The organism is Nostoc sp. DedQUE12b (genome assembly GCF_034530835.1).
Lineage (GTDB): Bacteria > Cyanobacteriota > Cyanobacteriia > Cyanobacteriales > Nostocaceae > Nostoc.
The window spans coordinates 119,006-145,910 of the sequence record NZ_JAVRCI010000006.1 but is presented as its reverse complement, the minus strand read 5'-3'; the positions used below and the strand labels follow the sequence as shown (position 1 = coordinate 145,910).

Here is a 26,905-nt window from a genome sequence, read left to right as displayed (position 1 = left end):
TTGAATAAAGCGCAGCTTTACATAAAATTAGTATTACATATCTCCCTTATATTCTTCTAACAATTGCGGAATGTGATCGTACCCATCTACACCGATAACCGCAATAATTTTCGGGCGATGTTGCTGTAAGAACTTTTGGAAAGCTTCTGTCCCGATTTGTCCTTGTAAAATTGTCAGTAACCCTGCTGCTTGACGCCACTCACTAGAAGCAATTTGTTCTAAAAGATACATTCCCAAGCAACCTGTGTAAACAGTTTTTTCAGAATTTTGCAGATGATAATAAGCTTCTGCTAAATAAGCTAAGTTCCGCCCTTGGAGATACAAATCACCGGAAACTTGTGCTGTTTTAAAACCATCTTCAAGATATTTAATTGCAGTTTGGTGTTCTCCAATTACTAGATAGGCAATTCCTAAGCTGCTGACACATAAAGCTTTACTTTGAAGATCGCCTAATTTTTCTGATAATTTTAAACCTTGTTCCAAATAGTTAATTGCGGCTTCATAGGTTTCGGGTTCTAGGTTTTCTAATTCCTGAGCTTGCATAACTTCGCTGTAACCTAAATTTACTAGCGCGTTTGCTTCTCCTGTCCTATCGCCTGCTTGCCGACTTAGTATTAATGCTCGCTGACTGTAGTTAATTGCCTCAGCATAATTTTGCTGTTGCACGTAGGTACGGCTGAGGTGATTGAGATTGGCAATTTCACAGGTGCGATCGCCTGCATTTCTGGCTATCTCTAGCGCTTGCTGATGAAAATCAATTGAGCGCTGGTATTGTCCCAAAGCACGCTGAGAATAGCCTAAAAGGGTCAAAATCCGCGCCTTTTCCTGAGTTCCCTCGCCTCGTCGTAGCGGTTCATCCAAATAATCTAGGGCATCTCGTAAATAGGTGCCAGTAAAAGAGGCAAAAATCCCGCCATAAAAGGGAAAATATGGGCGCTGGGCAAAGGTTCGCAAAATCTGGAGCATGATTTGAGAACAGGCATCGCTGTATATTGTCCCAATACTTCTAAAACCACTTGCTAATTGACTCCAAATCACTGCAAAGGTCAAAAAAGTGGAAATGGACAACTTTGGCCCCGCTTTAACATCGTAAGCTTGTTGGTCAAACCAGTTAATTAGTCCCCGTTGCAAAAACTGTAAAATCAATGACATTTCCACCCAATCTCTGAGGGTAATACCACGCTGTCGCTCGGCAAACTCTATTGCGGATTCTTCCCTAGCTAAGGTGCGAAGTAGTGTTTTGGGTAACTCACTATTGAGTTGTTTAGCCCAACTTGCCCAAGGGCCACTTTCTCCCGGTACGCCGCCAAATCCTAAAGATTCTTTTTGCTCGTACATCCAACTGAGCAAGTTGTCTTGCAATCGCTGCCAAGAAGCTAAACCACGGGTAATCCCTTCGGAAAATTGTTGTAAATCAGCATCTGCTTGAGCAAATTGCTGCAATGCCTTTGATAACTGCTGTAACTGTTGTAAATTTAGCGGATACTTCTGATTCGGGTCAGTAACCCGGATAAATGTCGCTAGACGCTCGGCAGCAGGTGCTGTGGTGATTTCTGTCGCTGCAAAGGCGATCGCTTCTGTGGCTTTGTTTTGCTCTTGCCAGCGTTGCCATTGACTTTGAATCGTTTTAATGGCTCTCAAACTGCGAGTCGCCTTGGCTTTCTTGAGTTCGTCTTTTTCGGTATCTACTTGACTTTGGAGGGAATTCAGGCGATCGCTCAAAGCTAGCTCAAAGACTTCCCCTGTACCGGAAGTAATCCCTTTAAGCAGCATTTGGTACACCTGTTCTACAGAGCTAATTTTGCCCTTGAGGGTGGTTTCGACAATTTCATCGATTAAGGCAAGATAGCGATCGCTTAATGGCAGAGAGTCTGGCACTTTGGCTACTAGGAGAATGTCACATCAATTCTAATTCTAGTCTTGGCAGCAGAGATAGGGGAAACAATTGGCCACTTTTGAACAGTCATGGTTATAACAAATGCAAAATTTTTTCAAAATTTATTTAGCGATTTGTTATCATTCCTTGAGTGATTCGCTCTTTAACTACACGATAAAAAAATAATGGAATGCCTACAATATAACGGTCTGCTAGACGCGTAGGTTCAGTAATTAAGCGTGTTAACCACTCCAGACCATTATCAGTCAGCCAACGCGGGCCGCGATATATAGAGTCAGTATAAAAATCTAAACAAGCACCTAAAGGTAAAAATACAGTAGTTTCAATTTTATTGAAGTTATCTAAAATCCAGCGTTCCTGTAATGGCATCCCAAAACCAATATATAAAATATCTGGTTGGAATTTATTAATTTTTTTTATTACCAAATCATTCTCTTTTCCTGATTTATCAAAATAACCATGATGTCCCTGTACGCGTAAATTAGGCGCAATTGCTCTTAACTTAGTAATTGCCTTATCTACTACGCCAGGTTTTCCAGCTAACAAAAATAAAGAAAGGTTTTCTTTTTCACATTTTAATGCTAAATCTTCTATGTAATCTGGTGCTGTCATTCGATGTGCGGATTGCATTGAATAACCATTGAATCTAGCTCCTACGATGACACCAAAACCGTCACAAAATACTAAATCAGCCTTATTCAAAAAATCTCGATACCAAGACTTTTCATAAGCGAAATTCATTGCTCTGACATTCACATGTCCTACAACTGTCTTTTTGGGAATTTTTGCTGCTTCTATTAAATAATCAACTAATTCTTGTACTTTAACTTTATGGAATCTTGTATCAAATAATTTCACTTCAGGAAAAGTTTTCATTTCTGCACCTATCTCACTTATTAGCCAGTATACCAAGTTTAGAATAATTACCAACGACAAAAGAATAATACCTTTATCATTTATCATTACCTTGACTTTTCCTAATATTCAATCCATGCCTTTTCAACGCCTATTATCCTTATGCAGAAAGAATTACGTCGTTTTTAAGATTGGTATTTAATACATAGCGTAGGTCAGTTCAACCTATTTTTATCAAGATGATTCTAAATTGATAGCTGCTGTATAAATGCATCTTAAAGATGTAAGATAATTGTTTATGTCCAAGTGTTTAACTCTGACTCGTGCATTATTTCCCAAAGATATTCTCAGATTTTCGTCTGCAATTAAGGATTGCATTGCCTCTGACAATTGTTGAATATTCCCCGGATTAACTAATAAACCATTCTGATTTTGAGTAACTATTTCGGGTATTCCTCCTACTGGGGTCGTGATAACTGCCAAACCCCAACTCATTGCTTCTAGTAGTGCCATAGGCAGACCTTCGTTGTAGGAAGGTAACACAAAGACATCAGCTTTAGTTAAAAGATCGTCGCGTTTTTCTTTATCTACCCAATCAAGAATAGTGATATAGTCAATAAGATTTAGAGTTGGGAGCAAACTACGAGCTTGTTCTACATTTCCATCCCCCGCTATAACTAACTTGGCTTGGCTTTGTTGAGCAACAGACATAGAAGCAAATGCTTTAATTAAATCAAAAGTACCTTTGCGCTCACCAATGCGCCCTAAAAATAAGAAAAATATCTGTTTGGAATCTATCCGCTGTGGAACTTGTGCAGGAATTTTTACTGGGTTAGGCAGAACAATAATTTGTTCTGATTTCAAGCCAAGATTCTCAATGTAAAAATTTTTCCAGCTATCTGATAAAACAATGAAACGGGTACATTTACAAAACGACCAACTTAACCACTGCTTAAGCAATTGAGGTAGTTTAGAGTAAAACAAATGAAAATCAGCACTATGAGTATGAATTATTACTGGTTTTTGAAATAGCCAACCAATCAGAGTAGTGATTGAATGACGAAAAGCGCTACCTCTATCTGAAACATGGATGTGAATTAGGTCAGGTCTTTGGTTTAATAAATTCCAAAACAACTCACCTATTGCCTGCAAAAACACTAACACTTTATGGACAGTAGAACCATTCGGTAAAGTAGTAATGTGTTTAATTTTAATATCAGAGGTAGTTTCTTCAAGAATGAGCTTTTCCACAGAAACTATTCCACCTTGGCGCTCCAAGCTTTCGCCCAACATAGTAATTTTTATGAAACTCATAATTGCTATTAATATGTTTTGGAAATTGAGTATACGGCTATTTATATAAACTATTGAACGAATTTCTTTTAGTTTATATTCAAAGGTTTACTCAAAGAGCATTTTGAAAGCTAATGGTACTAACTATCAAAATGCTTGATCGCAGATCCACAAATTTATTCAATGTACACTTTTATGATTTTACAAGATGATCTCCATAACAAAATTCTGCCATAGGGATTGTTATGAAGATATTTAAAACATTGTTGCTAATAACAGCATTTTAGCATTCTCTGATAACTCAAAGCTAAGTAACAATTTTTTGTTTAAGCTAAATCATGTATTTACAAGTAAGAAAAACTAATGAATTTATTTGAGCTTTTAGTAGGGGAAGACAATCATCCAGCTTTAGTTACCCCTGAAGGGCGATCGCTAACCTATAAGCAATTACGCGAGAATGTTATTGGACTGGTATCTCAACTCAACAGCTTTGGATTGAAACGGGGAGAACGCATTGCCATTGCCATGACTAACGGTTCACCAATGGCGATTAGCTTTTTGGCTGCTGCCCTATGTGGCACTGCTGCACCCTTAAATCCCAAATACAAACAAGAAGAATTTGCCTTTTACTATCAAGATACCCAAGCAAAAGCACTGATTACGTTGTTTGAGGGGTCAGAAGCAGCCATTGCTAGTGTCACACCTGACATGATACTGATTAATGCCAAGATAAATACTGACGGCACATTAAGCTTTGAATCAGTCAAAACAGGTTTAGAACCAGCAGAATCTGCGAATCCCATAGCCCCTAACGCTGATGATATAGCGATGATTCTCCACACTAGCGGCACTACCAGTCGTCCCAAGCGTGTGCCGATTCGTCATCGCAACTTAATCGCTTCAGCCGGCAACCTGATTAGTGCTTACTCACTCACAGCAGCTGATACTACACTTTGCCTAATGCCCTTGTTCCATGTTCACGGATTGGTGGGCTGTTTGCTGGCAACTCTGGCTTCGGGTGGTACATTAGTTTGTCCCAATGGTTTTAATGCCTTGGAGTTTTGGAAACTGGTAGATATCTACAAACCTACCTGGTACTCCGCAGCGCCAACCATGCACCAGACAATTTTGGCGCGTGCTAACCGCAACATAGAAATTGTCAAAGCTAACCGCTTTCGTTTCATTCGCTCTAGTAGCGCTTCCTTGCCGCCGATTATCATTGAACAGCTAGAGGCAACTCTTAATGTTCCTGTAGTGGAATCTTACAGTATGACTGAAGCATCTCACTTAATGACCACCAATCCCCTACCGCCAAAAGTTAGGAAACCAGGTACTGTAGGTTATGGCTTCGGTGTGGAAGTGGGCATTATGGACTCTGAAGGCAACCTATTATCTAAGGAAAGCTTGGGCGAGGTGGTGGTAAAAGCACCCAATGTTATAGATGGCTACGAAAACAATCCAGAAGCTAACGCCACTGCTTTTGTGAACGGTTGGTTCCGTACAGGAGATCAAGGTGCAGTTGACGCAGACGGCTACCTCCGCTTAACTGGACGGATTAAAGAATTGATTAACCGGGGTGGGGAAAAGATTTCTCCTTTAGAAGTGGATGATGTCTTGCTACGCCATCCCGCCGTCGCCGAAGCCTTAGCCTTTGCCGTCCCCCACAAATCTTTAGGAGAAGATATCCACGCGGCTGTGGTTCTGAAAGCAGAAGTTGGTGAAAAAGAACTTTTAGCTCACTGTGCAACTATGCTGGCAGACTTCAAAGTTCCCAGGCAAATTCACATTTTAGATCGACTACCTCGTGGTGCTACCGGTAAACTGCAACGGTTGGCGATGGCGAAATTGCTGAATATAGGGGAGTAGGGAGTAAAGGAGCAGAGGAGCAGAGGAGCAGGGGAGCATAGAAAGCAGAGGAAGTGATTTGTATCAGTAATTTCGTGAATTGGTATCAGCAATTGCGAGATGGGGATCGCTAAACTTAAACATTTTTCATTTTCAGCCACGAGCGTGGCAGCGGGACAAGTACCTTCTACAAAAACAGAGATTGAACAGTCAGATCCTTCTGCGTGATACTGAAGTTACGCTGTTCTCCTGTGGCAACAAATGAAACGATCGCTTCACACGCCACAGCTACGGTTAACATTACTAAGTTTCGTGTCAGGGGATAATCACAGACATCATCATTAACCTCAGAAGGAACGCGATAAACGTCATTCCAAATCACTTCTGCATAATCTGCTGATAGTCCAGCATGAAGGCAGGGTACGCTTAATTTCTCAGCATAATCTTTCACTGCTTGACGTGCCACGCTATTGTCAAAGACATCGATAATTAGCTGGCTGTCTTGAAGTAATTGATTTGTATTTGCTGATGTCAACTCCTTTGTTTTGGCATCAACTTTAGTACCAATTGCTCGATATAAATTGTTTGCCAAAATTTTCGCTTTGAACGCTCCAACATCGGAACGGTAATAAGGCTGAGTCGAAAGGTTACGCTCCTCAATGCGATCGCGATCTATTACTGTAAGTTTATCAAAACCAGACCGAGCTAAGTTTTCCGCGATGTTAGCTCCTAATGCTCCAGCGCCACAAATGGTTACAGGATAGCTCTTTAGCTTTGCCATCACAGTATTGCTGCGGTAAAGCTGTTCGTGAAAAAAGATACTCATTGTCCTCACCACTCTTGTTTTTCCATGACACCCACTAAGGATTGCAAGTCAAAATCGCGATCGCGTCCACTCAGACAAATGCCAGAACTGACAACAGTCAAGTCAGTTTTAGCGATCGCACTGGTGTGGCGAACACCATCAGCGGTTGTCCAATCGACTGTCCAATAATCGCCGCGATCGTGGAATTGATTTAATTCACCGCCACCCATTTGCAATGCCTTTTTCAGTCGCTTTTCATCCTGTTGGGGTTGAGTAAAGCCTTCAATGCGCCGCGTTGCTAATTCATACACTGTGCGGATTTCTGGAGTAATACCCTTAAACTGTAATTCCTCAGCAGAAGTGAGTTGCTTAACAGCAGATTGCAGAGTTTCAGAAATTGCCGGATCGGTACGGCGATCTACTTCCTCAAACCAGCAAGACTGTCCATTCCAACGGGCAATAATTTGCTCAAAGGTAACGCCCTCGGTAACTAAGTGGACTGCGATCGGCTTAACTATCTTCAACCGTTGACGCATATCTACTTCATTTACAGGGTATGCTAACCAAGTTTGTTTTTGCAGTTGATGTGCTAACCGCAGTCGTATTTGGGGAAAGTGTTGCAGATATTCTGTAATCTGGGGCAAGTCTGCTTCTTCTACAACCGTTGCTGTTTTTTCATCCACAGCCTGAAAGATGCCCCAACCCTCAAATTTACTAGGCTTTGGACTGAAGGTGTAGATCATCCCGGCTACCCGTGTGCGAACTCGTCCACCTTTGACACAGGGCGCGAGGAATTGGGTTGTAGACAATTGTGCTTGTGCGATCGCAATTTGGTTGATTAGCTTAAATATGTTAGTCATAACTAATACTAATTTTCAAAAAGAAGGCTACCAATGCAACCCTAGAAACCGTGATGAAATCTAACTTTCTTAATTACGAATTAATATAATTCTGCGTGCAAGTTGGTGGAGCATTGCGTGTTCTCAGTTACTAGAGGGACTCCGCTGGTGAGTTGTTGCACACTCTTTCAAGGATGGCTACTTTTAAGCCTACCTCCCAGGTTCTTCGCACTCCCCGTTCACACACGCCCACTGTATTTGACAGTGTTACTTTTCCTCTCGTACTAGTATGTAGGCTCCAAGAGTTGGGGCACGCAGGATATTAATATAATACAACACACTACATAAAATTAGAAGAGATGAAAATAGGGATTTTGGAGTAGAGCGATCGCCGCAGACAGTCAATCGGTAAGATTTATTTTATAAATGGTCTCATAGATATATGCATAAACTTGGCAGTTTCTAGGACTTACGCACTTTACACATTGACCATTATGTGAAGAGTTAGCCTGTTAAACTAAAAGTCTTACCCTGACTCGTTCCCAGGCTGTGCCTGGGAATGCAATCAAGGTGGGCTACTGCCTACTTGTTTGATAAGAGGCAGAGCCTTGTAACGAGAGGTAATTCACAGTTGGCTGTCTTTGTCAATGCATAAGTTCTATAGACTTCACCGAACTTTAGAATATGTATAATTTGAACAAATATTGACAAATTATCTCAACAGCATGGTATTTTATTGATAATTGTTCTTGAGTTATTTGCATAAATTTAAAGGGACTAGATGGAACTAGGTGGAATACGTGAATTGTTTGAAGCAGGCGGTGCTGTCATGTGGCCTCTGCTCTTCTGCTCGATTTTGGCAATAGCTTTAGCTGCCGAGCGTACAATCTTTTGGTGGAAAATTTATAATCGTCAACAGCGTGTAGCACGAGATGTTTTGAATTTGTACCGTTTAAATAATGTAGTTGGCGCTATAGAAAAACTACGAAAAAATATTGATTTACCCATAGCCCGCATTTTTATTTTTACTTTAGAACTTGAGAACCCGACTCCAGAAGAGTTTCGTTTGGCATTGGAAACTGAAGCCAAAGTTGAGATGTCGTTACTTAAGCGTTTTAATCATATTTTTGACACAATTGTTGGACTTGCACCTTTACTTGGTCTTCAGGGAACAATATTTGGGTTGATGACAACTTTTGCATCTTTAAATATTGGTAATCTTGGTGCTACCAATAAAGCTGGTTTGACGGCAGGTATTAGTGAAGATTTAATAGCTACTTCATTCGGATTGTTAGTAGGTATTATGACACTCACATTTGCCAGTATTTTTAGAGGCTTATACAACAGAGAAATAGAACGTATTGAGGAGTATGGCGGACACTTAGAACTAATCTACCTTCGTCGTTTTCAACCAACAGAAAAAGCTTATGAAGTTACCCAAAGAACCTAATATTCCGGCACAAATTAACATTGTGCCATTACTTGATGTAGTTTTCACTCTTTTGACGTTTTTTGTTATCTCGACTTTGTTTTTAACTAATTCCGAAGGGCTGCCAGTAAATTTACCTAAAGCTAGCACTGGACAACAATCACAAACCCCACAGAAAATTACAGTTACGATCAACTCACAAGGAGAAGTAAGCTTAAATCGCCAACCAACTACTTTTGATGCTATGACAGAAAAAATACGTACTTTAGTTGGCAGTAATCAAAATGTATTAGTAGTGATTAATGCCGATGAAAAAGCAAATATGGGACTGGCGGTAAGTGTAATGGATAAGGTGCGAAAAGTTCCTGGTACAAGGCTGGCGATCGCGACTCAAAGGCAATAAAGCTCTTTGTGTTGCCAAAATCCCAACAGGTAAACTCAAACTGAGAAGAGTTTTTAGAGTTTTCAAATATTTCTTATTTAGTTGCTTGGCTTGAAAAAAGTGCAAGTAGGTAACATTGAAAAAATTCAATGCTTACTATTTATGATAATAAGCATTGTCATACTTTAGAACCTACTTATCATCCCGCACAGGCAACGGCATATCCAAAATCTCCATCAGCAAATCCAGACGAGAGGGGCGCGTTAACAGTGGGACGATGTTCGGCAAACTGTAGTAGTCACCCGCAAAAGTGAACGTATCTACAGGTGCTTGCTGCTGCTTCAGTTGACTCTCTACCCAGTTGTAATGAGTACCCACGCGGACAATCACCACATTGGGCATTATCGCCAACTCCCGGCAGTAGTTCTTGTAGACTTCACCGAAATAAGGAGCAGCATTTTCGCCCTCATCCGTCACCAAAATTATCTGGTCAACTACCTGTTTCTTCTTCCGCATTGCTTCCAATGCACAACCGATGCTAGTGCCACCACCTGCATTGATGTGCTGGAAGGCACGCTCCCAGTCAGTCAACTCCTTGCCCTTTGCCGTAACAGCGTAAGGAATGGTGTCGAAAGCGTAGACAAACAGTTCTGCCTGAGTGATACCAGAGATTAGGGCAGCGAGTTGCAAACCCGTCGCGATCGCATTTTCCATTGAACCAGACTTGTCCACCAATAAAGCAGTTGGACGAGCGATCGCACCACGCCGTTTCACCTGCTCGTTTGTCACCTTTTCCAGTCGAGCAACGGTGTCTGCGTCAAAATCTCCTGCGTCTGTTGCAATCTGTGCTTTGAATGCTGAGACACGCCCACTCTTATACGCTAATTCCAGCTTGGAATCAATCAGCTTTTTAACTTCTGGGTGATCCATTGCACCTCTAGTCTGGAGAGACTTGAGGTTGTTGATCGCTTCTTGGGGAGACATGCTATTGATCAACGCCACCAATACAACTGGTGTGAGTTGCTTGATTGCACCAATTGCGATCGTGTATGGAATTTTGAACTCCACAATCAGCCGTGCCTGTTCTGCGGCATTTTCAGCCTTCGCAAGCTGCTTCAGCACATTTGCTAAGGAACCCTCTGGAGGAGTACCACCAAACAGAATCGCATTTGCCCGCTCATTTGGTTTGATGTGCAGTGAAGCATATAAGTGCTTCATAGCCTTACGACCTCGCAAAGCGGCGCGATCAAACAGAGCCGGATTACTCTCCCGTGTCTTTAAGTAACGCCGTACCGCAGTCCGAGCCGAACGAGGTAGCTTGTTTTGCTGCTGCTTCATGAAGTCCACCACACGAGCCACCTGATAGGGTGGAAACTCTTGCAGCATCATAAATCCAGCATCTCGGTGTTCAGTTAAATTGCTAGTTAATAAGTAAGCAAGAAACACTTCTTTGTGGTCACGGACATCACCATGATGCTGATACCAGACTGCCAGATGTCCGTAGAAGATGGGATCGAGTTCAACAATTAACTGATGAATTTCTGTGACTTGCTCAAGTTTGCGGTGAGGAGTTGTCAGCAAACTGTTGAGCATTTCTAAACGCAAGTCACGTTCTGCGGTATTCATGGGAACCTCCTTTAATAATTTTGGATTTACGATTTTGGATTGCAATCGAAAATCCAAAATCTAAAATTGAAGGAGGCAGATGTTGCACGCGAGGCGATATCACCGCGCAAGTTGTAGAAGCATTGTGTATAACTTGTGCCGAGTTATGTAAGCTTCTGCGATCGGGGCGCGGCAACAACTGCCAATTAGAAATTTGATGTAAGTATCGAAATCGTTGGTACTACTCCCTAAAAGTAGTAGCTGCGTAAGCTGCCATCATATCTGCCGCTATTGCGACAGCAGTTTTTGAAAGCAGCGACCAGAACCACAAAGACAAAGGTCATTGTTACCAAGCTTTTCTTGTAGTTCCTTGTCGCCATGAACAAGGCGATTGCCACGTTTAACAGCTTTTTCAGATGGGTAGCCACGACGACGTTTGCTCGATGGTTCAAAAGCAGAAATCGTCGAAATCTTCAGGCTCGATGTTGAAAGAATTAATCTTCTTCATCCTTCTCACCTCCATATTGAAATGAAATAAGATCACCTCGTGCAAGTCAAAAAAGCTGTTGATTCACACACGGGATTTGAACCCGTAATCGCTTGATCTAGAGTCAAGTGCCTGTACCATTCGGCTAGTATGTAAGCTTCTCCAGTTAGGGCACGAAGTGAAAATTTTAGTTTTTAGAAAGTTGATTTAAAATAAATCAAATTTCTTTCTTGTTACACTGCTGTTTGCTAACAGCGTAAATCATTCGACCTCTATACATTGCGGCAGAACGATGAATTATACCTTTCACAATATCCGTCACATAATCAGTTGGTGGTGGTGGAAAATCTTCAAAGGTAATTAAATACCAAATCTCGTTTAGCTTCTGGTATTGATGATAATTATCAATGATGACAATATCAGTTTGTTCCTGCTTTAGCTTCTGCTTTCGAGGCACTTTCTCGGCTGCACAAAGAATTCCGGTTTCAGGATGGATATAGAAGCGATCGCGATGGCTTCCATCTAGCTGATTTCGATACCCTTGATAAGGCTTGCTATAAAAACCACCATCAATTATTTCCACATGCCGTTCAACGTAGTCCCACACATGATCGATAAAATGCTGTCCTGCCATTGTGCTGGAATCTAATCGTTGACACAATTGGCTGTAAACGTCATTCCAAGGCTGTCCGACTTTTGAGCGTAAAAACCGACGCAAGGGGCCGAGATGATCTGAAAGATACTTAGATTTATTTATTGGTTTAATCAGGTAGGAATTCAACAATCCATCCTGAATTGCATCCTGGGTGATTTTGTATAATTGCTTCTTAAAGCCAGTCACCTTTTTGAGGCTAATTCTCCTTCCACCGCGAGGACGCTCAATCACAATTTCGCTCAAACGATGTTCGCTCATATCTCACGTTGTTTAAATGCAGTTGTGCTAATTGAGTTGTTATTAAACATGAGTTAGCTAACATCATTGAACTCACCTCAGTATTGAGTAAAGGTTATAGATAAATACGATTTAAATAATTGAAATTCCGCGCAAGTTAGCAAAGCAGTTTTCACGATTGCCTTTACCAGTTTGGCTACGCTCCCATTAGCGGGAGCGGCAGGAATCGTTCGCGTAGCGTTCCCGCAGGGTACCTGCATTCCGTTGCCGGAGTGTGTGTAGACTTCACAAGTTAGGGCGCAGAATTGAGTCTTAAATCATTCCGTGCAAGTTTAAGAAGATTTTTACAGCTACGGCCGCTCTTACCAAATATTGGCAGTGGGCACGCACGCTAAATCTGCAAGAGACTTAGAAATCATGCTTCGCTTAGTCCGATCGCTCGAACTTTACTACCTTAGGGCCGTTATGAATGTGTATGTATGCTTCTTCTGTTAGGACACGGATGACTCAAAAATTTAACCATAGACAGCTTCAGGGCGGACGATCAAATCGCCACTAGGACGGCGATCGATTACGTAAGTAGAAAGGCGATCGCTATTCACATCTAAATGTCGAGCAACGCGCTCTTTCACCGCCAGATCGTTCATCCCTGCTGCAATTCCCAATTGTGTTTTTGGCACATCAACAGAACGTCCTTCAAATCGAATATGAACCATTCCAATCACCTCCTGTTTTAATTACGAATTACGAATTACGAATTCGTATTAGTGGATCTGATCGGGATTGAACCGATACCCTCCCTGTGAGAGTTACACTCACACCTCATGCAAGTTGAAAAAGCTGTGGTTACACCGCAGGAATTGAACCTGCAACTTATCGTTTTAGAGACGATCGCTCTACCATTGAGCAAGTATGTAAGCTTTTTCTGTCAGGGCACAAGTGACATCTGGGAACTCTACCGTTAGAGCTACAGACCCAAGGAAAGCATTATTGCAATGCTTTTGAGGAGGTTTTTATTGATATTACAAATGTAATATGCAAAATACATAATGTCAAGTGTCGGGATGGATCGGGCAATTGTCCTTGATGTAGTGTTCATGAAAGCCATCGCCCGACAGCATTAGCAACCTCTTGCCTCACTTCGATTCCTTTCGACTTCGCTACCTCGGCTCCGGCTTCATCGAGCGACTTATACTGAGCGTAGTTGAAGTAAGTCGAGATGCTCGCCACAAGTCAAGGCAAGTCACTTAGTGATCGGCTGCTCCCTGCCTTCTTCACGACTTTGTTTTTAATTAAAAAATATTGAATGCAGTTGACAAATTCTTCTAATTCTAAAATTAAATTAGTAGTACCTTTAAGGTTTCGATCGCTAGCTAGTTGTTCTAGTTTGTCAGTTGCTAAGTACATAGCTGTGGCTCCAATGTTGGCACTAGCACCTTTAAGGTGATGAGTTTCTCGCGCTATTTGCCCAAAGTCATCAGCGGCGATCGCTGCTTTAATTATCTCTAAACGGGGTTTAATATCTTCAACGCATATTTGCAATAAATTTAATTCAAATTCTTCATCATTGCCCGATATCTGATGCAAGTGTTCCCAATCAATTGCTAAGTCAGTGGAAACTGTCTGTTCATATACACCTGCCTCTTGCTGTGAAACGATCACACCTGTCCAATGCTCTAAAGTCTGTGCCAATTTTTCTTTAAATACTGGCTTACTCAAATAGTCATCCATTCCGGCATTTAGACAAGTTTGTTCGTCTTCTTTCATCACATTAGCTGTCATCGCAATCACCACAGGACGATGACCCAATGCAAAAGCATCTTCTTGCCAACGATGAATTTCTTTTGTGGTTTCCAAACCGTCGAGAATTGGCATTTGGCAATCCATTAAAATCAAATCGTAAGGAATTTTTTCTAAGAGCTGCAAAACTTCTTTTCCATTAGCAACGACATCGGCTTTGTAGCCCAAACTCTGGAGTTGCTTCAACGCTACTTTTTGATTCACCAAATTATCTTCGGCTAACAGAATTCTTAACTTGGATTTAGGAGAGGGGTTAGGGGAAGAAGTCAGAATCCCTAGAGTTTCTGTACTCGAAATTTCTTCTGTAGCCTCTAGCTTCCTGCCTCTACACCCTTCTTCTGATTCCGGCTGAGTTTCTAAAATATTTATGATGGCATCAAGGAGCCGTAATGGCTTAATGGGTTTGAATAAATAAGTAGCAAATCCGATTTTGAGCGCCTGTTGCACTTCATCTCGTTGATTAGTAGAGGCGAGCATAATCAAAGGGATCTTAGCAATTGCAGAATTGGCTGGAATTTGTTCTTTTATTGTCATGCCATTTGTTTGGGGTATTTGCATATCAACCAAGGCAACATGATATGATTTACCCTGCTCGCTAGCTTGCTGAATAACTTTAACGGCCGCAGCAATACTGTCAACTCGATCTACCTCCATTCCCCAATGAGTAGCTTGATGGGCGATAATTTTATAATTAGTAGTGTTGTTATCCACTACCAATAAGCGGCGATTTTGCAAAAGTCCGCGCTCGCATTTTGGCTCAACAGGCTCAACTTGTTTGGTAAAAAGCAACTCAAACCAAAACTTAGATCCTTTGTCCATCTGACTTTCTACCCCGATCGCTCCTCCCATCAAGGTTACAAGTTGTTTACAGATGGCTAATCCTAAACCTGTACCACCATACTTGCGAGTGGTCGAAGCATCCACTTGGGTAAATGGTGTAAAGAGTTTGCGTTGGTCTTCAGGGCTAATGCCAAGACCTGTATCTGTAATCGCAAAATGGATAGTGGCTGTAGTCGGAGAAAGCGTACGCAATTCGGCTTGCACTAATACCTCGCCAGCGCCGGTAAACTTGATCGCGTTGCTGATTAAGTTCATCAAAATTTGCCGCAACCTACCAGTATCTCCTTTGAGTTGAGTGGGGACGTTGCGATCGATTATTGCAGCAATTTCTAATCCCTTGTTATGGGCTGAGGGAGCCAATAATTCCACCACTTCTTCTACACAAGTGGATAGGTCAAAATCGAGAGTTTCGAGAGCCATCTCTCCAGCCTCAAGTTTGGAAAGATCCAAAATTTCGTTGATTAAACTTAAAAGAGCGTCTCCACTACTGCGAATTATTTCAATAAAATCTCGCTGTTCTTCGTCTAAAGGAGTATCTAACACCAAACTAGTCATCCCCAATACAGCATTCATCGGAGTGCGAATTTCATGACTGATATTTGCCAAAAAGGCACTTTTCGTCTGAGAAGCTAATTCGGCTTGGCGACGGGCAATTTCAAGTTCTTGTCGCTGATGAGTTTCTGCGGCTAATAGTTGGGCTTGGGTTAAAGCAATACCTACTTGGTCGGCTATTTGCCGCAAAAGATCGGTTTCAAAGTTAGACCAGTGGTGGGAATCGTCACATTGATGAACTATGAGCAAACCGCGAAGTTCTTCTTTAACAAGAATAGGCACAACCAAATTGACTTTGACCCCAAACTGTTGCATTAATTCCAGATGGCTTTGTTCAACTTCCAGGAGATCCAAGTTATCCAGTCCGAAAATCTTGCCTTGACGGTACTGGTGTAAATAGTACTGTTGCAGATATTCTGCTTCAAAGTAGGGGGCGGTGTTGTTTTGCTCTTTGATTGCTGGTAAGCCAGAAACTACTGCTTCAATAACGTTATTTGCAGACTGATCTGGCATCAGCTGATAGATTAAAACTCGGTCAGTCTGGAGAATCTTTTGTACCTCTTCGACAGTGATTTGGAGAATTTCTTCGATGTCCAAAGACTGACGAATCTTCAGGGTGATTTCGGTAAATAGTTGCGATCGCAAATTTTGGCGTTGTATTTCTTCTTCAGCCTGTTTACGCTGGATAAATTGCCCCACTTGCTCGCCGATAGAATTCATCGTTTTTACTAAATCTTCGTCAAGGAGCTGGATTTCACGGTTGAAGCAGGTAATGACACCGAGGATTTTGTTACCGCTGCGGATCGGAAAACCAAAAGCTGCGTGTAGTCCTACTTGAGCAGCTATTTTGAAGTTAGGGAAATTAATTTTAGCGATATCAGCAATCCAAACCGATTCAGAACTAGCCCAAACCCTTCCAGGTAGTCCAATTCCGGGTGCAAAGGTAGTTTGCCGCTTCAGTATTTCAAACTCTTGCATCTCAAGGGATGCTTTATGCCAGATATCGAGAAAATGCAGCACATTTGCTTGCTCATCTATCATCCAAATTTCACCCAAATCCCATGCCAAACTCTCACAGATTCCTTGCAATATTTGGCGAGTAGCTTCGCTAATTGTGGCAGACTCCGCTAAAACGCGGGTTGCAGCATATTGTGCAGTCAGATGCTGTTGTGTCCGTTTGGCATCGGTAATGTCAATACCAGTACCGACAATGTACTCAACACAGCCCTCATAGTCTTTTAAATTGGTATTCGACCAGGCAATCAGCCGCCGACTACCATTCTTCATTACCCAATAATTTTCGTACTCATTGAATAATTGACCAGATAGCATCTGCTCGAAAACTGCTTTGACCGGCTCCACTTCTTCAGGAATGAGGAACAAGTTCCAGCAACACCTACCTCTGACTTCATCAAAGGAGTAACCAGTCATTTGCTCACAAGCTTGATTGAAACGAACGATTTGCCCTTGAGAATCAAGAACTATTACCAAAGCACCGACTGTATCAAGGACTGCTGAGATAAAGTTGCGTTGTTGATTTAAGGTTTCTTCTGTCCTCTTCCGCTCTATAACCTCACGATAAATCAAGTAGTAGACTACAGCAAGAACGATAAAACTTAGGCAAATAGCGATCGCCAGTATCAGAATTGTGTTCCGAGTCCAAGTCTTTGCTGCTTGTGACTGCTGTCTAATTCGTCCCCTATTCTCGTTTTCCATCTCATTGATTGCCTTACGGATATCATCCATGAGATTTTGTCGATCATTTTTCAGTAGTACTTGCAACGCCGCCTCTAATCCCTTGTTCTGCCGCAAGTCGATAGTCTGTTTTAGTTCAGTAAGTTTAGCCGTTATCAGAAATTCAAGCGTTGCAATCTGCTTTTGTTGATTCGGTTGAGTTGCTGTTAAATTCTTTAAATTGGCAATTTCTTGATCGACATTACTAAGTGCTGTTTGATACGATTTTAGATAAAGTTTTTCTCCAGTGAAGATGTAACTACGTTGTCCAATCTCAGCATCCTTTACCTGGAACAGTATTTTCTCTAGGCTGTTAAGTTTTTTATAAGTATGTTTTACTATACTGCGATTAAAATTAGTAAATACTCTTGTATTTTGATAAGAAAACACCCCAATCAGAACTAAAATTACCGACGACAAACCAAAACTTGCTGCAATCTTTTTAAAAAATTGCTTGCGTACCATCTGTGGCTGGTTGCTTTTCTTAGTAACAAGTGCCAAACTTGCTAAATTTCGGCGCAATTCCAGTTGCTTGATGACTTGACGACCTAAAGTTCGTAAAGCCTCTATTTGTTCTGGATTAAGTTCTCGTGGTACGTAGTCAATTACACACAGGGTTCCGAGGGCGTATCCTTCAGGGTTAGTTAAAGGTACACCAGCATAAAACCGAATATTTGGGTCAGATGTCACCAGTGGATTTGTTGCAAACCGTTCGTCATCTTTTGCATCAGGGACGATAAAAATATCAGGCTGGAGAATGGCATGGGCACAGAATGCGAAATCTCGGTGCGTTTCTGAGGCATCCAAACCGACTTTTGACTTGAACCATTGGCGATTTGTATCAATTAAGCTAATTAAGGCTATAGGAGTCTGACAAATATACGAGGCTAAACGAGTCAGATCATCAAAGGTGGCTTCCGATGGCGTATCGAGAATCTTATACTGCAAAATTGCCTCGATTCTCTGGGCTTCGTTGTCAGGTAATAGTGCTTTCATCCTTGAGCCTTATCTACATTCTGGGGAGTGGGGAGTGGAGGGATAAGGGAGCAGGGGAGGAGAGGAGAAGTTGCCGTAAGTTGCCCCTCTGCCCCTCTGCCCTTTTGCACCTCTGCCTTTTGTGCCCCATGCCCAATTTGGTCAACAAACTTACCTTTAATTAATGACAAGAGTTTACTTAAAAGCGTTAGCGTAATTTTACTGAGTTATATGTTGTTAAATAATCGATCAAATGATTAAGTCCCTGCTGTATTTTTTGTGGGCTGGTTTATTGGAAATTGGGGGCGGCTACTTAATCTGGTTGTGGTTGCGCGAAGGTAAGCCGTCCTGGTTGGGCATATTGGGGGGAATTGCTTTAGCTTTCTATGGGGTTATTGCAACTCTCCAACCAACAAATTTTGGCAGAGTGTACGCGGCTTATGGCGGCGTGTTTATCGCAATGGCAATGCTTTGGGGTTGGAAAGTAGACGGGGTAACTCCAGACCGCTACGACTTTATTGGAGGATGTTTAGCTTTAATAAGTGTTTTAATTATCATGTTTGCTCCTAGAACTTAAGTAAAATTTCTATATTATTGGCAACTAATAACCTTTATTGTGTTCCCTTTGAAACAGATAATAATCTCACGCAAAATTGCAAAAGTTTTTTAGCAACTAACCTGTCAAAAGTAGGCATCTACATGTCTACGCGTTTATGCGGGAGATATAAAGAGAACTCATGATGTAGCATTTTGCAACTACATGAGGTATCGTCCTCCCCAACGCTCACGCAATTTGCTTCTCTCTTCTCTAAAAGACGATCGCGATCGCACAAGTAGGGTATTTCTGTACCTCATATTGGCGTAGCCTCTGTCTTCGACGCCCTGTTCGCGATCGCACGAGAAGTTTAAATCTGCTGCATATTTGTGCAAATTATCGAAAAATACTGACAATAATTTACAATATTCGTCAAATATCACAATTATTTTGGTTTGTAACAGTAGGTAACTAAAAATTCGTAATTTTGCCCAGCTTGAATAAAATACTATTCTTCTATTCTTCAAAAAAAAAGATGCAATGTAATGATTGCGTGTTTATACGATAATTTAAATCTTGGCAACTACAATCTGGATTATATTTTTGTTAACATCTCAAGAAAATTCAGGTTCAGTAACTTTCAAGACAAAAATGTGTCAATAAAAGTAATCAAATGTAGTTAAGGATACAAATTGTTGGTGCTTAGGAAGAAAAAAAAGTGTTGAAGAAAGTTGTGATGATTGGAGCTATCACCCTACTGTTTTTAGGAGGGCCGTTGATGGGCAATGCTTTTGCCCAAACCCCAACTGTTGCCCCGCCTACCGCTGATACTGGAGATACAGCATTTATGCTGATTTCATCAGCACTTGTGCTGTTAATGACACCAGGATTGGCGTTCTTTTATGGTGGATTTGTGCGATCGCGCAATATCCTAAACACATTGATGATGAGCTTTGTGTTGATGGCGATCGTGGGAGTTACCTGGATTCTGTGGGGCTACAGTCTTTCCTTTGCGCCAGGTTTACCGTTTATCGGTGGATTGCAATGGTTCGGGTTGAATGGTGTGGGGTTAGAAACAACAGATTATCTCAAAGGGTCAAACCCGGCGGAAGTTGTTTCTTATGCCGGAACAATACCCCACCAGGCATTCACGATCTACCAAGCCATGTTTGCGATTATCACCCCAGCCTTAATTTCTGGGGCGATCGCAGAACGAATGAGTTTCCGCGCCTATTCGTTGTTTGTTTTACTATGGTCAACCTTTATTTACGCACCTCTGGCCCACATGGTATGGGCGAAAGGTGGATTTTTAGGTTTGTATGGTGGTTTGGGTGCCCTCGACTTTGCAGGTGGCACAGTCGTTCATATTAGTTCTGGCGTTTCAGCCCTGGTAGCTGCGATCGTCCTTGGTCCTCGGAAAACCCATCCTGATCGCCTTAGTCCGCCGCACAATGTCCCCTTCATTTTGCTTGGTGCTGGTTTGCTGTGGTTTGGTTGGTTCGGTTTCAACGCTGGCAGTGCCCTATCGGTTGCTAGTGGAACTTCTGGTAACTTAGTCACCAATGTGGCAACAACAGCCTTTGTCGCCACCAATACGTCGGCGGCGGCAGCAACTTTAATGTGGCTAATTTTGGAAGCTGTTTTACGGGGTAAACCAACCGCCGTAGGAGCAGCGACAGGAGCCGTTGCTGGTTTGGTGGGCATCACTCCCGCCGCCGGATTTGTCACACCGCTATCAGCGATTTTAATTGGTTTCATTACCGCCTTTGTTTGCTTTTATGCGATCAGCTTCAAGCACAAGCTAGAAATTGACGATGCTTTAGATACCTTTCCTGTGCATGGCGTTGGTGGTACAGTGGGAGCCATTTTAACGGCTATCTTTGCCACTACTCAAGTCAACGGAGCAGGTAAAGAGGGAGTGTTACGCGGTAATTTTGGTGAATTGGGAGTTGAACTAGTAGCAATTGCCATTGCTTATGTGATCGCAGGTGTTGGTACGTGGATTATTCTCAAAGTTATCGATGCTACAGTCGGGCTGCGAGTCAAAGAGGAAGCAGAATTGCAAGGTTTAGATATCAACGAACACGGCGAAGAAGGTTATAACTCCGAGTTTGGCGATCGTCCTACTCAGTAATGAGTGCTGAGTTAGGAGTTAGCAGTTGCTTCCCCAATGCCCAATTTAAGATTGTGTAATTTGCGATCGCTAGCGTTAAAATTTGATTCAAATAATTGGTAAATTTCGCTAGTCGTGTCTACATCTGCAAAAACCTTTCCTATCTGGGCATTTTTCTCGCTGTTAACCAACGGCATCCTAATGTTGGCGGTCATTCTGCTAATTTGGCAACAGCAGAGATTGGCCGCTTTTTTTGGGATGATCGCACCCCCAGAGCCAATCAACCTGAATAATTCACCGCAAATTGCTACACCTGATTTAGGTCGCCGTCACCAACTCACTTATCAAGAGTGGTTAGATATCCTCAACCAAGAAGCTAAGGTCGCCGCTGACCAACATCCTCCGCATCTAACTATCCTGGCGGGAGATTCTCTAAGTTTGTGGTTTCCTCCTGAGTTATTACCCGAAGATAAAAATTGGCTGAACCAAGGAATTTCTGGTGAAACCAGTAATGGACTCTTAAAAAGATTAAAAATATTTGACCGCACCCAGCCAGAGGTGATTTTTGTGATGATTGGCATTAATGACTTAATTCGGGGGATGAGCAATGGAGAAATTTTAGATAATCAGCGGCAAATTATTAATTACCTACGAAAGACTCATCCCACAGCGCAAATTGTTGTCCAATCGATTTTGCCACATGGCGCAGAAGAAGCAACTTGGAAAGGACGAGATAAACTTCTGGCTGTTGCCAATAGTCGCATTCGCCAGTTAAATCAGCAACTGCAAAGCATATCTACCAAAAAAGGTGTCAAATATCTCGATTTACATCCCTTGTTTACCAACAAGCAAGGAAATCTCCGCCGCGAATTTACTACTGATGGCTTACACTTAAGTCCTGAAGGCTATGTGGTTTGGCGTTCTGCATTGCAGATTTATAGCGAGATTGAATTAAAACCTCAGCAAGAACAAGAGGGGAAAAGGTTAAAGGGTAAAGGGTAAAGGCATTAAATCCTTTACCCTTTGCCCCTCTCTGATAATATCTTTGAATACAACTCTGTATTAATTGCGTCTAGCGCGAGAAAATAAGAAATAGTGAGTTTAAGTAGACAAATCTAATGGATACAAAAGCTTTTAAGCGCAACCTCCAACATTCAGAAAATTACAATCGTAAGGGCTTTGGTCATCAAGCAGAGGTTGCCACTCAGTTGCAATCTGAGTATCAGAGTAACTTGATTCAAGAAATTCGCGATCGCAATTACACTCTGCAACGGGGTGATGTGACAATCCGACTAGCACAAGCCTTTGGCTTTTGCTGGGGCGTAGAACGGGCTGTGGCTATGGCCTACGAAACTCGCCAGCACTTCCCCACAGAACACATCTGGATTACTAACGAGATTATCCACAATCCTTCTGTAAATCAGCGGATGCAGGAGATGGAAGTAGAATTTATCCCCATTGAAGGAAAGAATAAAGACTTTTCTGTTGTTGGAATTGGTGATGTAGTCATATTACCCGCTTTTGGGGCTAGCGTTCAAGAAATGCAGATACTTCACGAGAAAGGCTGCAAAATTGTTGATACAACTTGTCCTTGGGTATCTAAAGTCTGGAATACAGTAGAAAAGCACAAAAAAATCGATTATACATCAATAATTCACGGCAAATATAAGCACGAAGAAACAGTTGCGACTAGTTCCTTCGCTGGCAAGTATTTAATAGTGTTGAATTTGCAAGAAGCAGAATATGTTGCTGACTATATTATCAATGGTGGCAACCGTGAAGAATTTCTGACGAAATTTGCGAAAGCTTGTTCAGCAGGGTTTGACCCCGATCGCGATTTAGAAAGAGTTGGCATTGCTAACCAAACTACCATGCTTAAAGGCGAAACTGAGCAAATCGGCAAACTTTTTGAGCGGACTATGTTACACAAGTATGGTCCCACTGAGTTAAATCAGCATTTCCAAAGCTTCAACACCATTTGTGACGCTACCCAAGAACGTCAAGATGCCATGTTGGAATTAGTGGAACATAATTTAGATTTGATGGTAGTAATTGGTGGGTTTAATTCCTCGAATACTACTCAGTTGCAACAAATTGCCTTTGAGCGAGGAATTCCTTCTTATCATATTGATACTGTTGAACGCCTTAAATCAGCATATTCTATTGAACATCGGCAATTAAATGGGCAGTTAATAACTACAGATAACTGGTTGCCTGATGGAGAAATTGTTGTGGGAATTACTTCTGGTGCTTCTACACCAGATAAGGTGGTAGAAGATGTAATTGAGAAGATTTTTACATTAAAAGCGACAGCAGCACTGGTTTAACTGTTCTCAGAGGGACTTATAAATAAGAAACATCCAATTACTTCTTGTGGGGTGGGCGAGACGCCCACCCATGATTAGGGGCAGGCAAGATGCCATTGGTGTCAACTTAAGCTAAAATGCTTATTCCACAGGCGTTTTACCCCCCTTAATCCCCCCTTATAAAGGGGGGAAACAAGAAACTCCAGTTCCCTCCCCAATACATACGGGGAGGGTTAGGGTGGGGTAACGCAGATCGTGATGGGAAGCCAGAGAACTGAATATCACGTTTTGACAAGGGTTTCACGTTAAGTTGACACCAATGGCAAGATGCCCACCCCACAAAATTGAATAATTTATTTCTTGGAAATCCCAAAAGTAAAACTATTGGTCTACAAAGGTTTCAGCTTAAGCGTTCGTGCAACGACTCCGCAGGAGTATCGCGTTGCGAAAAAAATGGATCAAGTCGAGCTAAGGTTTCCTGACTTGTTTGCTTTTAGCTATCTTCTTCAAGATACTTCAAAAATCTCTTTAGTACTTGATAGCAATTGCTCGTAATCTTTTGGTGTATCAATATCAATATCCCCTAATGGAAACGGAATAGCAAAAACTTCATTGAGGTTATTATTAATAACTTTTTTGGCTCCTGAAGTTTCTTTTAAAGTGGCAAGTTCTGAAAAAAATATCTGACTAAATAGAGCAGGTACACCTAATGTATCTCCATATTCACACGCAATAATTGGTTTTTTTGTCAAATAATATGTATCAACAAGTTGATTGATAATTTTGGGAGAAACAAATGGCTGGTCGCACAGTGTAATAACTACTGCTTCTATTTTTTGCGGAAGATTATTTAACAATTCAATACCACTTTTGATTGAAGTACTCATTCCATAAGCCCAATCCAAGTTCTTAACTACTTTAACGGGAAGTTGTTGAATTTGGGGATGAAGCTGTTCTGCATTGGCTCCAAGTACTACTACCACAGGTTGACAAACTGAAGCGATCGCTATTTCTGTAATATATTTTAAAAAGCTACGTCCTTGGTAAAGCAATAGTTGTTTCGGTGTACCCATCCGTGTAGATGCACCAGCAGCAAGAATCATAATGGCTATGGTTGATTTCTCATTGTCTATAGCAGTCATAAAAACTATGTGGTAAGTAGCAAGTTTGAATTGCTTTCATAACATTGGTGAATCGGTTGATTGCGATTTCTTAAAAAATTACCATTGCGGTTTGTTAGCACTGCTTGAATTTCCGCAATAATAGCGATCGCTATTTCTTGTGGTGTATCTGCTCCAATGTCAATCCCAATTGGGCCATGCAATCTTTTTAATTGTTCGGTAGTATAATCTATTCCTTGCAGACGTATATCTTCCAGCAATCTTTCAGTACGCAGCTTTGGGCCTAAAACCCCTATGTAGCGTGTAGAAGATGGCAACAACATTTTTAAAATCTCCAGGTCGTCAAGATAATTATGCGTCATCACTACAGCAACTGTGTGAGCATTTATAAATACCTGTTTATGTATAATTTCTCGGCGACTAAGAATAACATCACAAGGCATAGTAAATCGTGCTTTAGTTGCCTCATTAGCTCGACAATCGACTACAGTAACGTCCCAACCTAATGCTTGAGCAAACTGGGCTACGGGTACAGCATCATAACCTGCACCAAATATTATTAAAGCTGTAGGTGGTTGGATAACTTCGATGAAAACTTCGGCACTGCCTAAAGGTAACTGATAATTATTTACCCTTGACTTTTGATTAGCAAAGGCTGCTTGACTATCTGCAAGCAGAGATTGAATTAAATTTGCATCTTTGATGTCAGTGATAACTTTACCATCAGGATACAGCAGGAGACGCGACCCAAGTTTGACTTTTACTGCACCTTCAAAAGCAAAGACTGTAGCAATAATACCCAAATGTTTTTTATGAAAACACTCTTGTAAAAAAGCGATCGCATTTGGTGTGCTTTCTCTCTCAAGACGTTCGATGAGAACTTGCACTATCCCATTGCACCCCAAACCAAAGCCCCAAAGAATATCCTCAGAAGCGGTGCTATCGTAAGTAACAACAATTGGTTCACCGTCTGACATTCGTTGTTGAGTATGCTCAAATACATCGTTCTCCAAGCAACCAGCACTAATTGTTCCGATTGTCCGACCTGTATTTGTCATCAGCATTTTAGCACCCGATCGACGATAGGTTGAACCTTGAGTCTTAACTACAGTCGCAAGAAAAGTCATTTCACTACTTTTTCGACTTGACTCAAAGCCTTCTAAAATTGCTTGTAATTCGTTCATTTTATTGTTTATTTTGCTGTTTCTAGCAGTTTGTCACCTTGAGCAAGTAGTGCCAATGAAAACAATGTGATGACTGTGCCATCCTGTGCGATTGTGTATTGCTGCTAGCGTCAAACACAAGTCTCTTGCCGCCCATTAACGATTGCAATATATGCATTAGACTGAGGTGCGTTATTAACCGCCGCGAGCATCGCAGTATTATACTACTCAAGATAGCTCCATCCAACCCCCAATGTTGTATCCGCTACGCGTAGCTTGCTTTTTTGCAAAAGTACGCGTAGCGGATACAAAGGGAAAGAAGAAATACTTAACTCAACTGTATTGCCTTACGGAGTAGTAGTTGGGGTACTCGTTGGAGTTGGGGTACTCGTTGGAGTTGGGGTGCTAGTTGAACTTCCAGGATTAACAAGGGAACGAACCTGTTGTAGGTGTTCTTGGAGGATTGGTAGAGTTTGAGCCGCAAATGCTTTCACATCTGGATCTTGTCCCTGTTCAGCTTCAGTTTGAAATACAGAGACATCTTTTTCATGATTTTGAAGCATCTGATTCAAATATTGGCGATCAAACCTAGCACCAGAAAGTTTGGATAAGCTTTGCTGGATTTGCTTATTTTTGCTGTTGAGAGTAGTTGGCAGTGTTACACCTTTTTGAGCCGCCAACTGTTTGAGTTGATTGTTTACCAGGGTATGATCTTGAACCATATGCTGTCCATGCTGTTTTACCGCATCACTAGTTCCACGTTGTGATGCTAGTTGTCCTAGTTGGACTTCTGCTAAACCACCTTGAGCAGCTTCAGTCATAAACTGTCTGTCTAAAGAACTGAGGTTATTTTGCCCTGATGTAGCTGGTGATGCACTTGGGGATGGAGATGGACTCTCTGTCGTTTGCACAGATTGAGCAGGTGGAACTTCAGATATATTGTCGTCATGGGGCGTAGTTGGTGTGCAACCAGTTGCCAGAGACAAGGCGATCGCCACTATACCAGTAGAATATATTTTGAAGTTGGGCATAATTGTTCTCCTTGAATAAAGCTATATTTTGCAAAGTTGAATGAAAACTAAGCGCGATCGCACAGTTGTTCCCTTCTATAACTTTTCAAGGCTTTGAGGATAAATACATCTTCCAATCGACAGACTCAGCAATAGATGTAACTCACACCTACCACCTACGCGATTTTGTCGGCGTACTCCGTGGTAGACATTACGGTTTTGTAATTGCATCGGTCTGTTATGCCAATACATCGACCTGTTATGTTAATACATCGGTCTGTTATGCCAATACATTGGTCTGTTATGCCAATACATCGGTCTGTTATGTTAATACATCGGTCTGTTATGTTAATACATCGGTCTGTTATGCCAATACATCGACCTGTTATGCCAATACATCGACCTGTTATCTTAAACTATCCTTTCT

The 26,905-nt window shown here is 41.7% G+C and carries 25 protein-coding genes; 9 read left to right on the top strand and 16 right to left on the bottom strand.

The window, feature by feature from the left end:
• Window positions 1-33: 33 nt before the first annotated feature.
• The 3 genes from RMY16_RS05260 to RMY16_RS05250 all read right to left on the bottom strand — a co-directional run bounded on the left by RMY16_RS05260 (window position 34) and on the right by RMY16_RS05250 (window position 4,066).
• Window positions 34-1,878 (bottom strand): tetratricopeptide repeat protein, encoded by a 1,845-nt coding sequence (locus RMY16_RS05260; protein ID WP_322735464.1) that lies wholly within the window; start codon window positions 1,876-1,878, stop codon window positions 34-36.
• A 124-nt stretch (window positions 1,879-2,002) separates the two neighbouring features.
• On the bottom strand, window positions 2,003-2,860 hold the full coding sequence (locus tag RMY16_RS05255) for a WecB/TagA/CpsF family glycosyltransferase (protein WP_322735463.1): 858 nt from the start codon (window positions 2,858-2,860) through the stop codon (window positions 2,003-2,005).
• 126 nt (window positions 2,861-2,986) lie between these two features.
• Window positions 2,987-4,066: a glycosyltransferase family 4 protein gene (locus RMY16_RS05250; RefSeq protein WP_322735462.1), complete on the bottom strand. Its 1,080-nt coding sequence runs from the start codon at window positions 4,064-4,066 to the stop codon at window positions 2,987-2,989.
• A gap of 342 nt (window positions 4,067-4,408) precedes the next feature.
• Between RMY16_RS05250 and RMY16_RS05245 the strand changes: the two genes are divergently transcribed.
• The gene (locus RMY16_RS05245; RefSeq protein ID WP_322735461.1) at window positions 4,409-5,911 is read left to right on the top strand and encodes an acyl--CoA ligase; all 1,503 of its coding nucleotides are present in this window, start codon (window positions 4,409-4,411) and stop codon (window positions 5,909-5,911) included.
• A gap of 166 nt (window positions 5,912-6,077) precedes the next feature.
• Here RMY16_RS05245 and RMY16_RS05240 read toward each other — a convergent pair whose 3' ends face one another.
• Window positions 6,078-6,716, bottom strand: coding sequence for a ThiF family adenylyltransferase (locus tag RMY16_RS05240; RefSeq protein ID WP_322735460.1), 639 nt, complete (start codon window positions 6,714-6,716; stop codon window positions 6,078-6,080).
• 5 nt (window positions 6,717-6,721) lie between these two features.
• Window positions 6,722-7,555 (bottom strand): hypothetical protein, encoded by an 834-nt coding sequence (locus tag RMY16_RS05235; RefSeq protein ID WP_322735459.1) that lies wholly within the window; start codon window positions 7,553-7,555, stop codon window positions 6,722-6,724.
• A gap of 760 nt (window positions 7,556-8,315) precedes the next feature.
• Between RMY16_RS05235 and RMY16_RS05230 the strand changes: the two genes are divergently transcribed.
• Both RMY16_RS05230 and RMY16_RS05225 read left to right on the top strand, forming a co-directional pair.
• Window positions 8,316-8,984 (top strand): MotA/TolQ/ExbB proton channel family protein, encoded by a 669-nt coding sequence (locus RMY16_RS05230; RefSeq protein WP_322735458.1) that lies wholly within the window; start codon window positions 8,316-8,318, stop codon window positions 8,982-8,984.
• Window positions 8,962-9,366, top strand: a complete 405-nt coding sequence (locus RMY16_RS05225; RefSeq protein ID WP_322735457.1) for a biopolymer transporter ExbD — start codon at window positions 8,962-8,964, stop codon at window positions 9,364-9,366. Before RMY16_RS05230 ends, RMY16_RS05225 begins: the two co-directional genes overlap by 23 nt.
• A 171-nt stretch (window positions 9,367-9,537) precedes the next feature.
• Here the strand turns inward: RMY16_RS05225 and RMY16_RS05220 are convergent, their stop codons facing one another.
• Window positions 9,538-10,971 carry a vWA domain-containing protein gene (locus RMY16_RS05220; protein ID WP_322735456.1) on the bottom strand — a complete coding sequence of 478 codons (1,434 nt, stop codon included), beginning with the start codon at window positions 10,969-10,971 and terminating at the stop codon, window positions 9,538-9,540.
• 20 nt (window positions 10,972-10,991) lie between these two features.
• Between RMY16_RS05220 and RMY16_RS05215 the strand changes: the two genes are divergently transcribed.
• On the top strand, window positions 10,992-11,168 hold the full coding sequence (locus RMY16_RS05215) for a hypothetical protein (RefSeq protein ID WP_322735455.1): 177 nt from the start codon (window positions 10,992-10,994) through the stop codon (window positions 11,166-11,168).
• Between the two features lie 486 nt (window positions 11,169-11,654).
• Here the strand turns inward: RMY16_RS05215 and RMY16_RS05210 are convergent, their stop codons facing one another.
• On the bottom strand, window positions 11,655-12,350 hold the full coding sequence (locus tag RMY16_RS05210) for a hypothetical protein (RefSeq protein ID WP_322735454.1): 696 nt from the start codon (window positions 12,348-12,350) through the stop codon (window positions 11,655-11,657).
• 494 nt (window positions 12,351-12,844) lie between these two features.
• Complete coding sequence (locus RMY16_RS05205; RefSeq protein WP_322735453.1) at window positions 12,845-13,045, bottom strand: hypothetical protein; 201 nt, start codon at window positions 13,043-13,045, stop codon at window positions 12,845-12,847.
• Window positions 13,046-13,153: 108 nt separating this feature from the next.
• On the opposite strand from RMY16_RS05205, the gene RMY16_RS05200 reads away from it, so the two are divergent.
• The gene (locus tag RMY16_RS05200; RefSeq protein ID WP_180277454.1) at window positions 13,154-13,294 is read left to right on the top strand and encodes a hypothetical protein; all 141 of its coding nucleotides are present in this window, start codon (window positions 13,154-13,156) and stop codon (window positions 13,292-13,294) included.
• A gap of 130 nt (window positions 13,295-13,424) precedes the next feature.
• On the opposite strand, the gene RMY16_RS05195 is transcribed toward RMY16_RS05200, so the two are convergent.
• The gene (locus RMY16_RS05195) at window positions 13,425-13,559 is read right to left on the bottom strand and encodes a hypothetical protein (protein ID WP_322735452.1); all 135 of its coding nucleotides are present in this window, start codon (window positions 13,557-13,559) and stop codon (window positions 13,425-13,427) included.
• A 3-nt stretch (window positions 13,560-13,562) separates the two neighbouring features.
• Window positions 13,563-18,251 (bottom strand): GAF domain-containing protein, encoded by a 4,689-nt coding sequence (locus RMY16_RS05190; RefSeq protein ID WP_322735451.1) that lies wholly within the window; start codon window positions 18,249-18,251, stop codon window positions 13,563-13,565.
• A 232-nt stretch (window positions 18,252-18,483) separates the two neighbouring features.
• On the opposite strand from RMY16_RS05190, the gene RMY16_RS05185 reads away from it, so the two are divergent.
• Window positions 18,484-18,807 carry a YnfA family protein gene (locus RMY16_RS05185; protein ID WP_322735450.1) on the top strand — a complete coding sequence of 108 codons (324 nt, stop codon included), beginning with the start codon at window positions 18,484-18,486 and terminating at the stop codon, window positions 18,805-18,807.
• A 179-nt stretch (window positions 18,808-18,986) separates the two neighbouring features.
• On the opposite strand, the gene RMY16_RS05180 is transcribed toward RMY16_RS05185, so the two are convergent.
• Window positions 18,987-19,208, bottom strand: a complete 222-nt coding sequence (locus RMY16_RS05180) for a hypothetical protein (RefSeq protein ID WP_322735449.1) — start codon at window positions 19,206-19,208, stop codon at window positions 18,987-18,989.
• A gap of 335 nt (window positions 19,209-19,543) precedes the next feature.
• On the opposite strand from RMY16_RS05180, the gene RMY16_RS05175 reads away from it, so the two are divergent.
• Window positions 19,544-20,899 (top strand): ammonium transporter, encoded by a 1,356-nt coding sequence (locus RMY16_RS05175; RefSeq protein ID WP_416211647.1) that lies wholly within the window; start codon window positions 19,544-19,546, stop codon window positions 20,897-20,899.
• 11 nt (window positions 20,900-20,910) lie between these two features.
• On the opposite strand, the gene RMY16_RS05170 is transcribed toward RMY16_RS05175, so the two are convergent.
• Window positions 20,911-21,093, bottom strand: coding sequence for a hypothetical protein (locus tag RMY16_RS05170; RefSeq protein WP_322735497.1), 183 nt, complete (start codon window positions 21,091-21,093; stop codon window positions 20,911-20,913).
• Between RMY16_RS05170 and RMY16_RS05165 the strand changes: the two genes are divergently transcribed.
• Both RMY16_RS05165 and RMY16_RS05160 read left to right on the top strand, forming a co-directional pair.
• The gene (locus RMY16_RS05165; RefSeq protein ID WP_322735447.1) at window positions 21,014-21,880 is read left to right on the top strand and encodes an SGNH/GDSL hydrolase family protein; all 867 of its coding nucleotides are present in this window, start codon (window positions 21,014-21,016) and stop codon (window positions 21,878-21,880) included. The two genes, RMY16_RS05170 and RMY16_RS05165, sit on opposite strands and share 80 nt — an antisense overlap.
• A gap of 116 nt (window positions 21,881-21,996) precedes the next feature.
• Window positions 21,997-23,205 (top strand): 4-hydroxy-3-methylbut-2-enyl diphosphate reductase, encoded by a 1,209-nt coding sequence (locus RMY16_RS05160; RefSeq protein WP_322735446.1) that lies wholly within the window; start codon window positions 21,997-21,999, stop codon window positions 23,203-23,205.
• Window positions 23,206-23,690: 485 nt separating this feature from the next.
• On the opposite strand, the gene RMY16_RS05155 is transcribed toward RMY16_RS05160, so the two are convergent.
• The 4 genes from RMY16_RS05155 to RMY16_RS05140 form a co-directional block, all read right to left on the bottom strand.
• Window positions 23,691-24,326: a nucleotidyltransferase family protein gene (locus tag RMY16_RS05155; RefSeq protein ID WP_322735445.1), complete on the bottom strand. Its 636-nt coding sequence runs from the start codon at window positions 24,324-24,326 to the stop codon at window positions 23,691-23,693.
• A gap of 5 nt (window positions 24,327-24,331) precedes the next feature.
• Window positions 24,332-25,489 carry an XdhC family protein gene (locus RMY16_RS05150; protein WP_322735444.1) on the bottom strand — a complete coding sequence of 386 codons (1,158 nt, stop codon included), beginning with the start codon at window positions 25,487-25,489 and terminating at the stop codon, window positions 24,332-24,334.
• A 326-nt stretch (window positions 25,490-25,815) separates the two neighbouring features.
• Entirely contained in the window at window positions 25,816-26,499 is a 684-nt protein-coding gene (locus tag RMY16_RS05145) for a DUF4142 domain-containing protein (RefSeq protein WP_322735443.1), read from the bottom strand.
• Window positions 26,500-26,574: 75 nt separating this feature from the next.
• Entirely contained in the window at window positions 26,575-26,709 is a 135-nt protein-coding gene (locus tag RMY16_RS05140; protein WP_322735442.1) for a hypothetical protein, read from the bottom strand.
• Window positions 26,710-26,905: the final 196 nt, after the last annotated feature.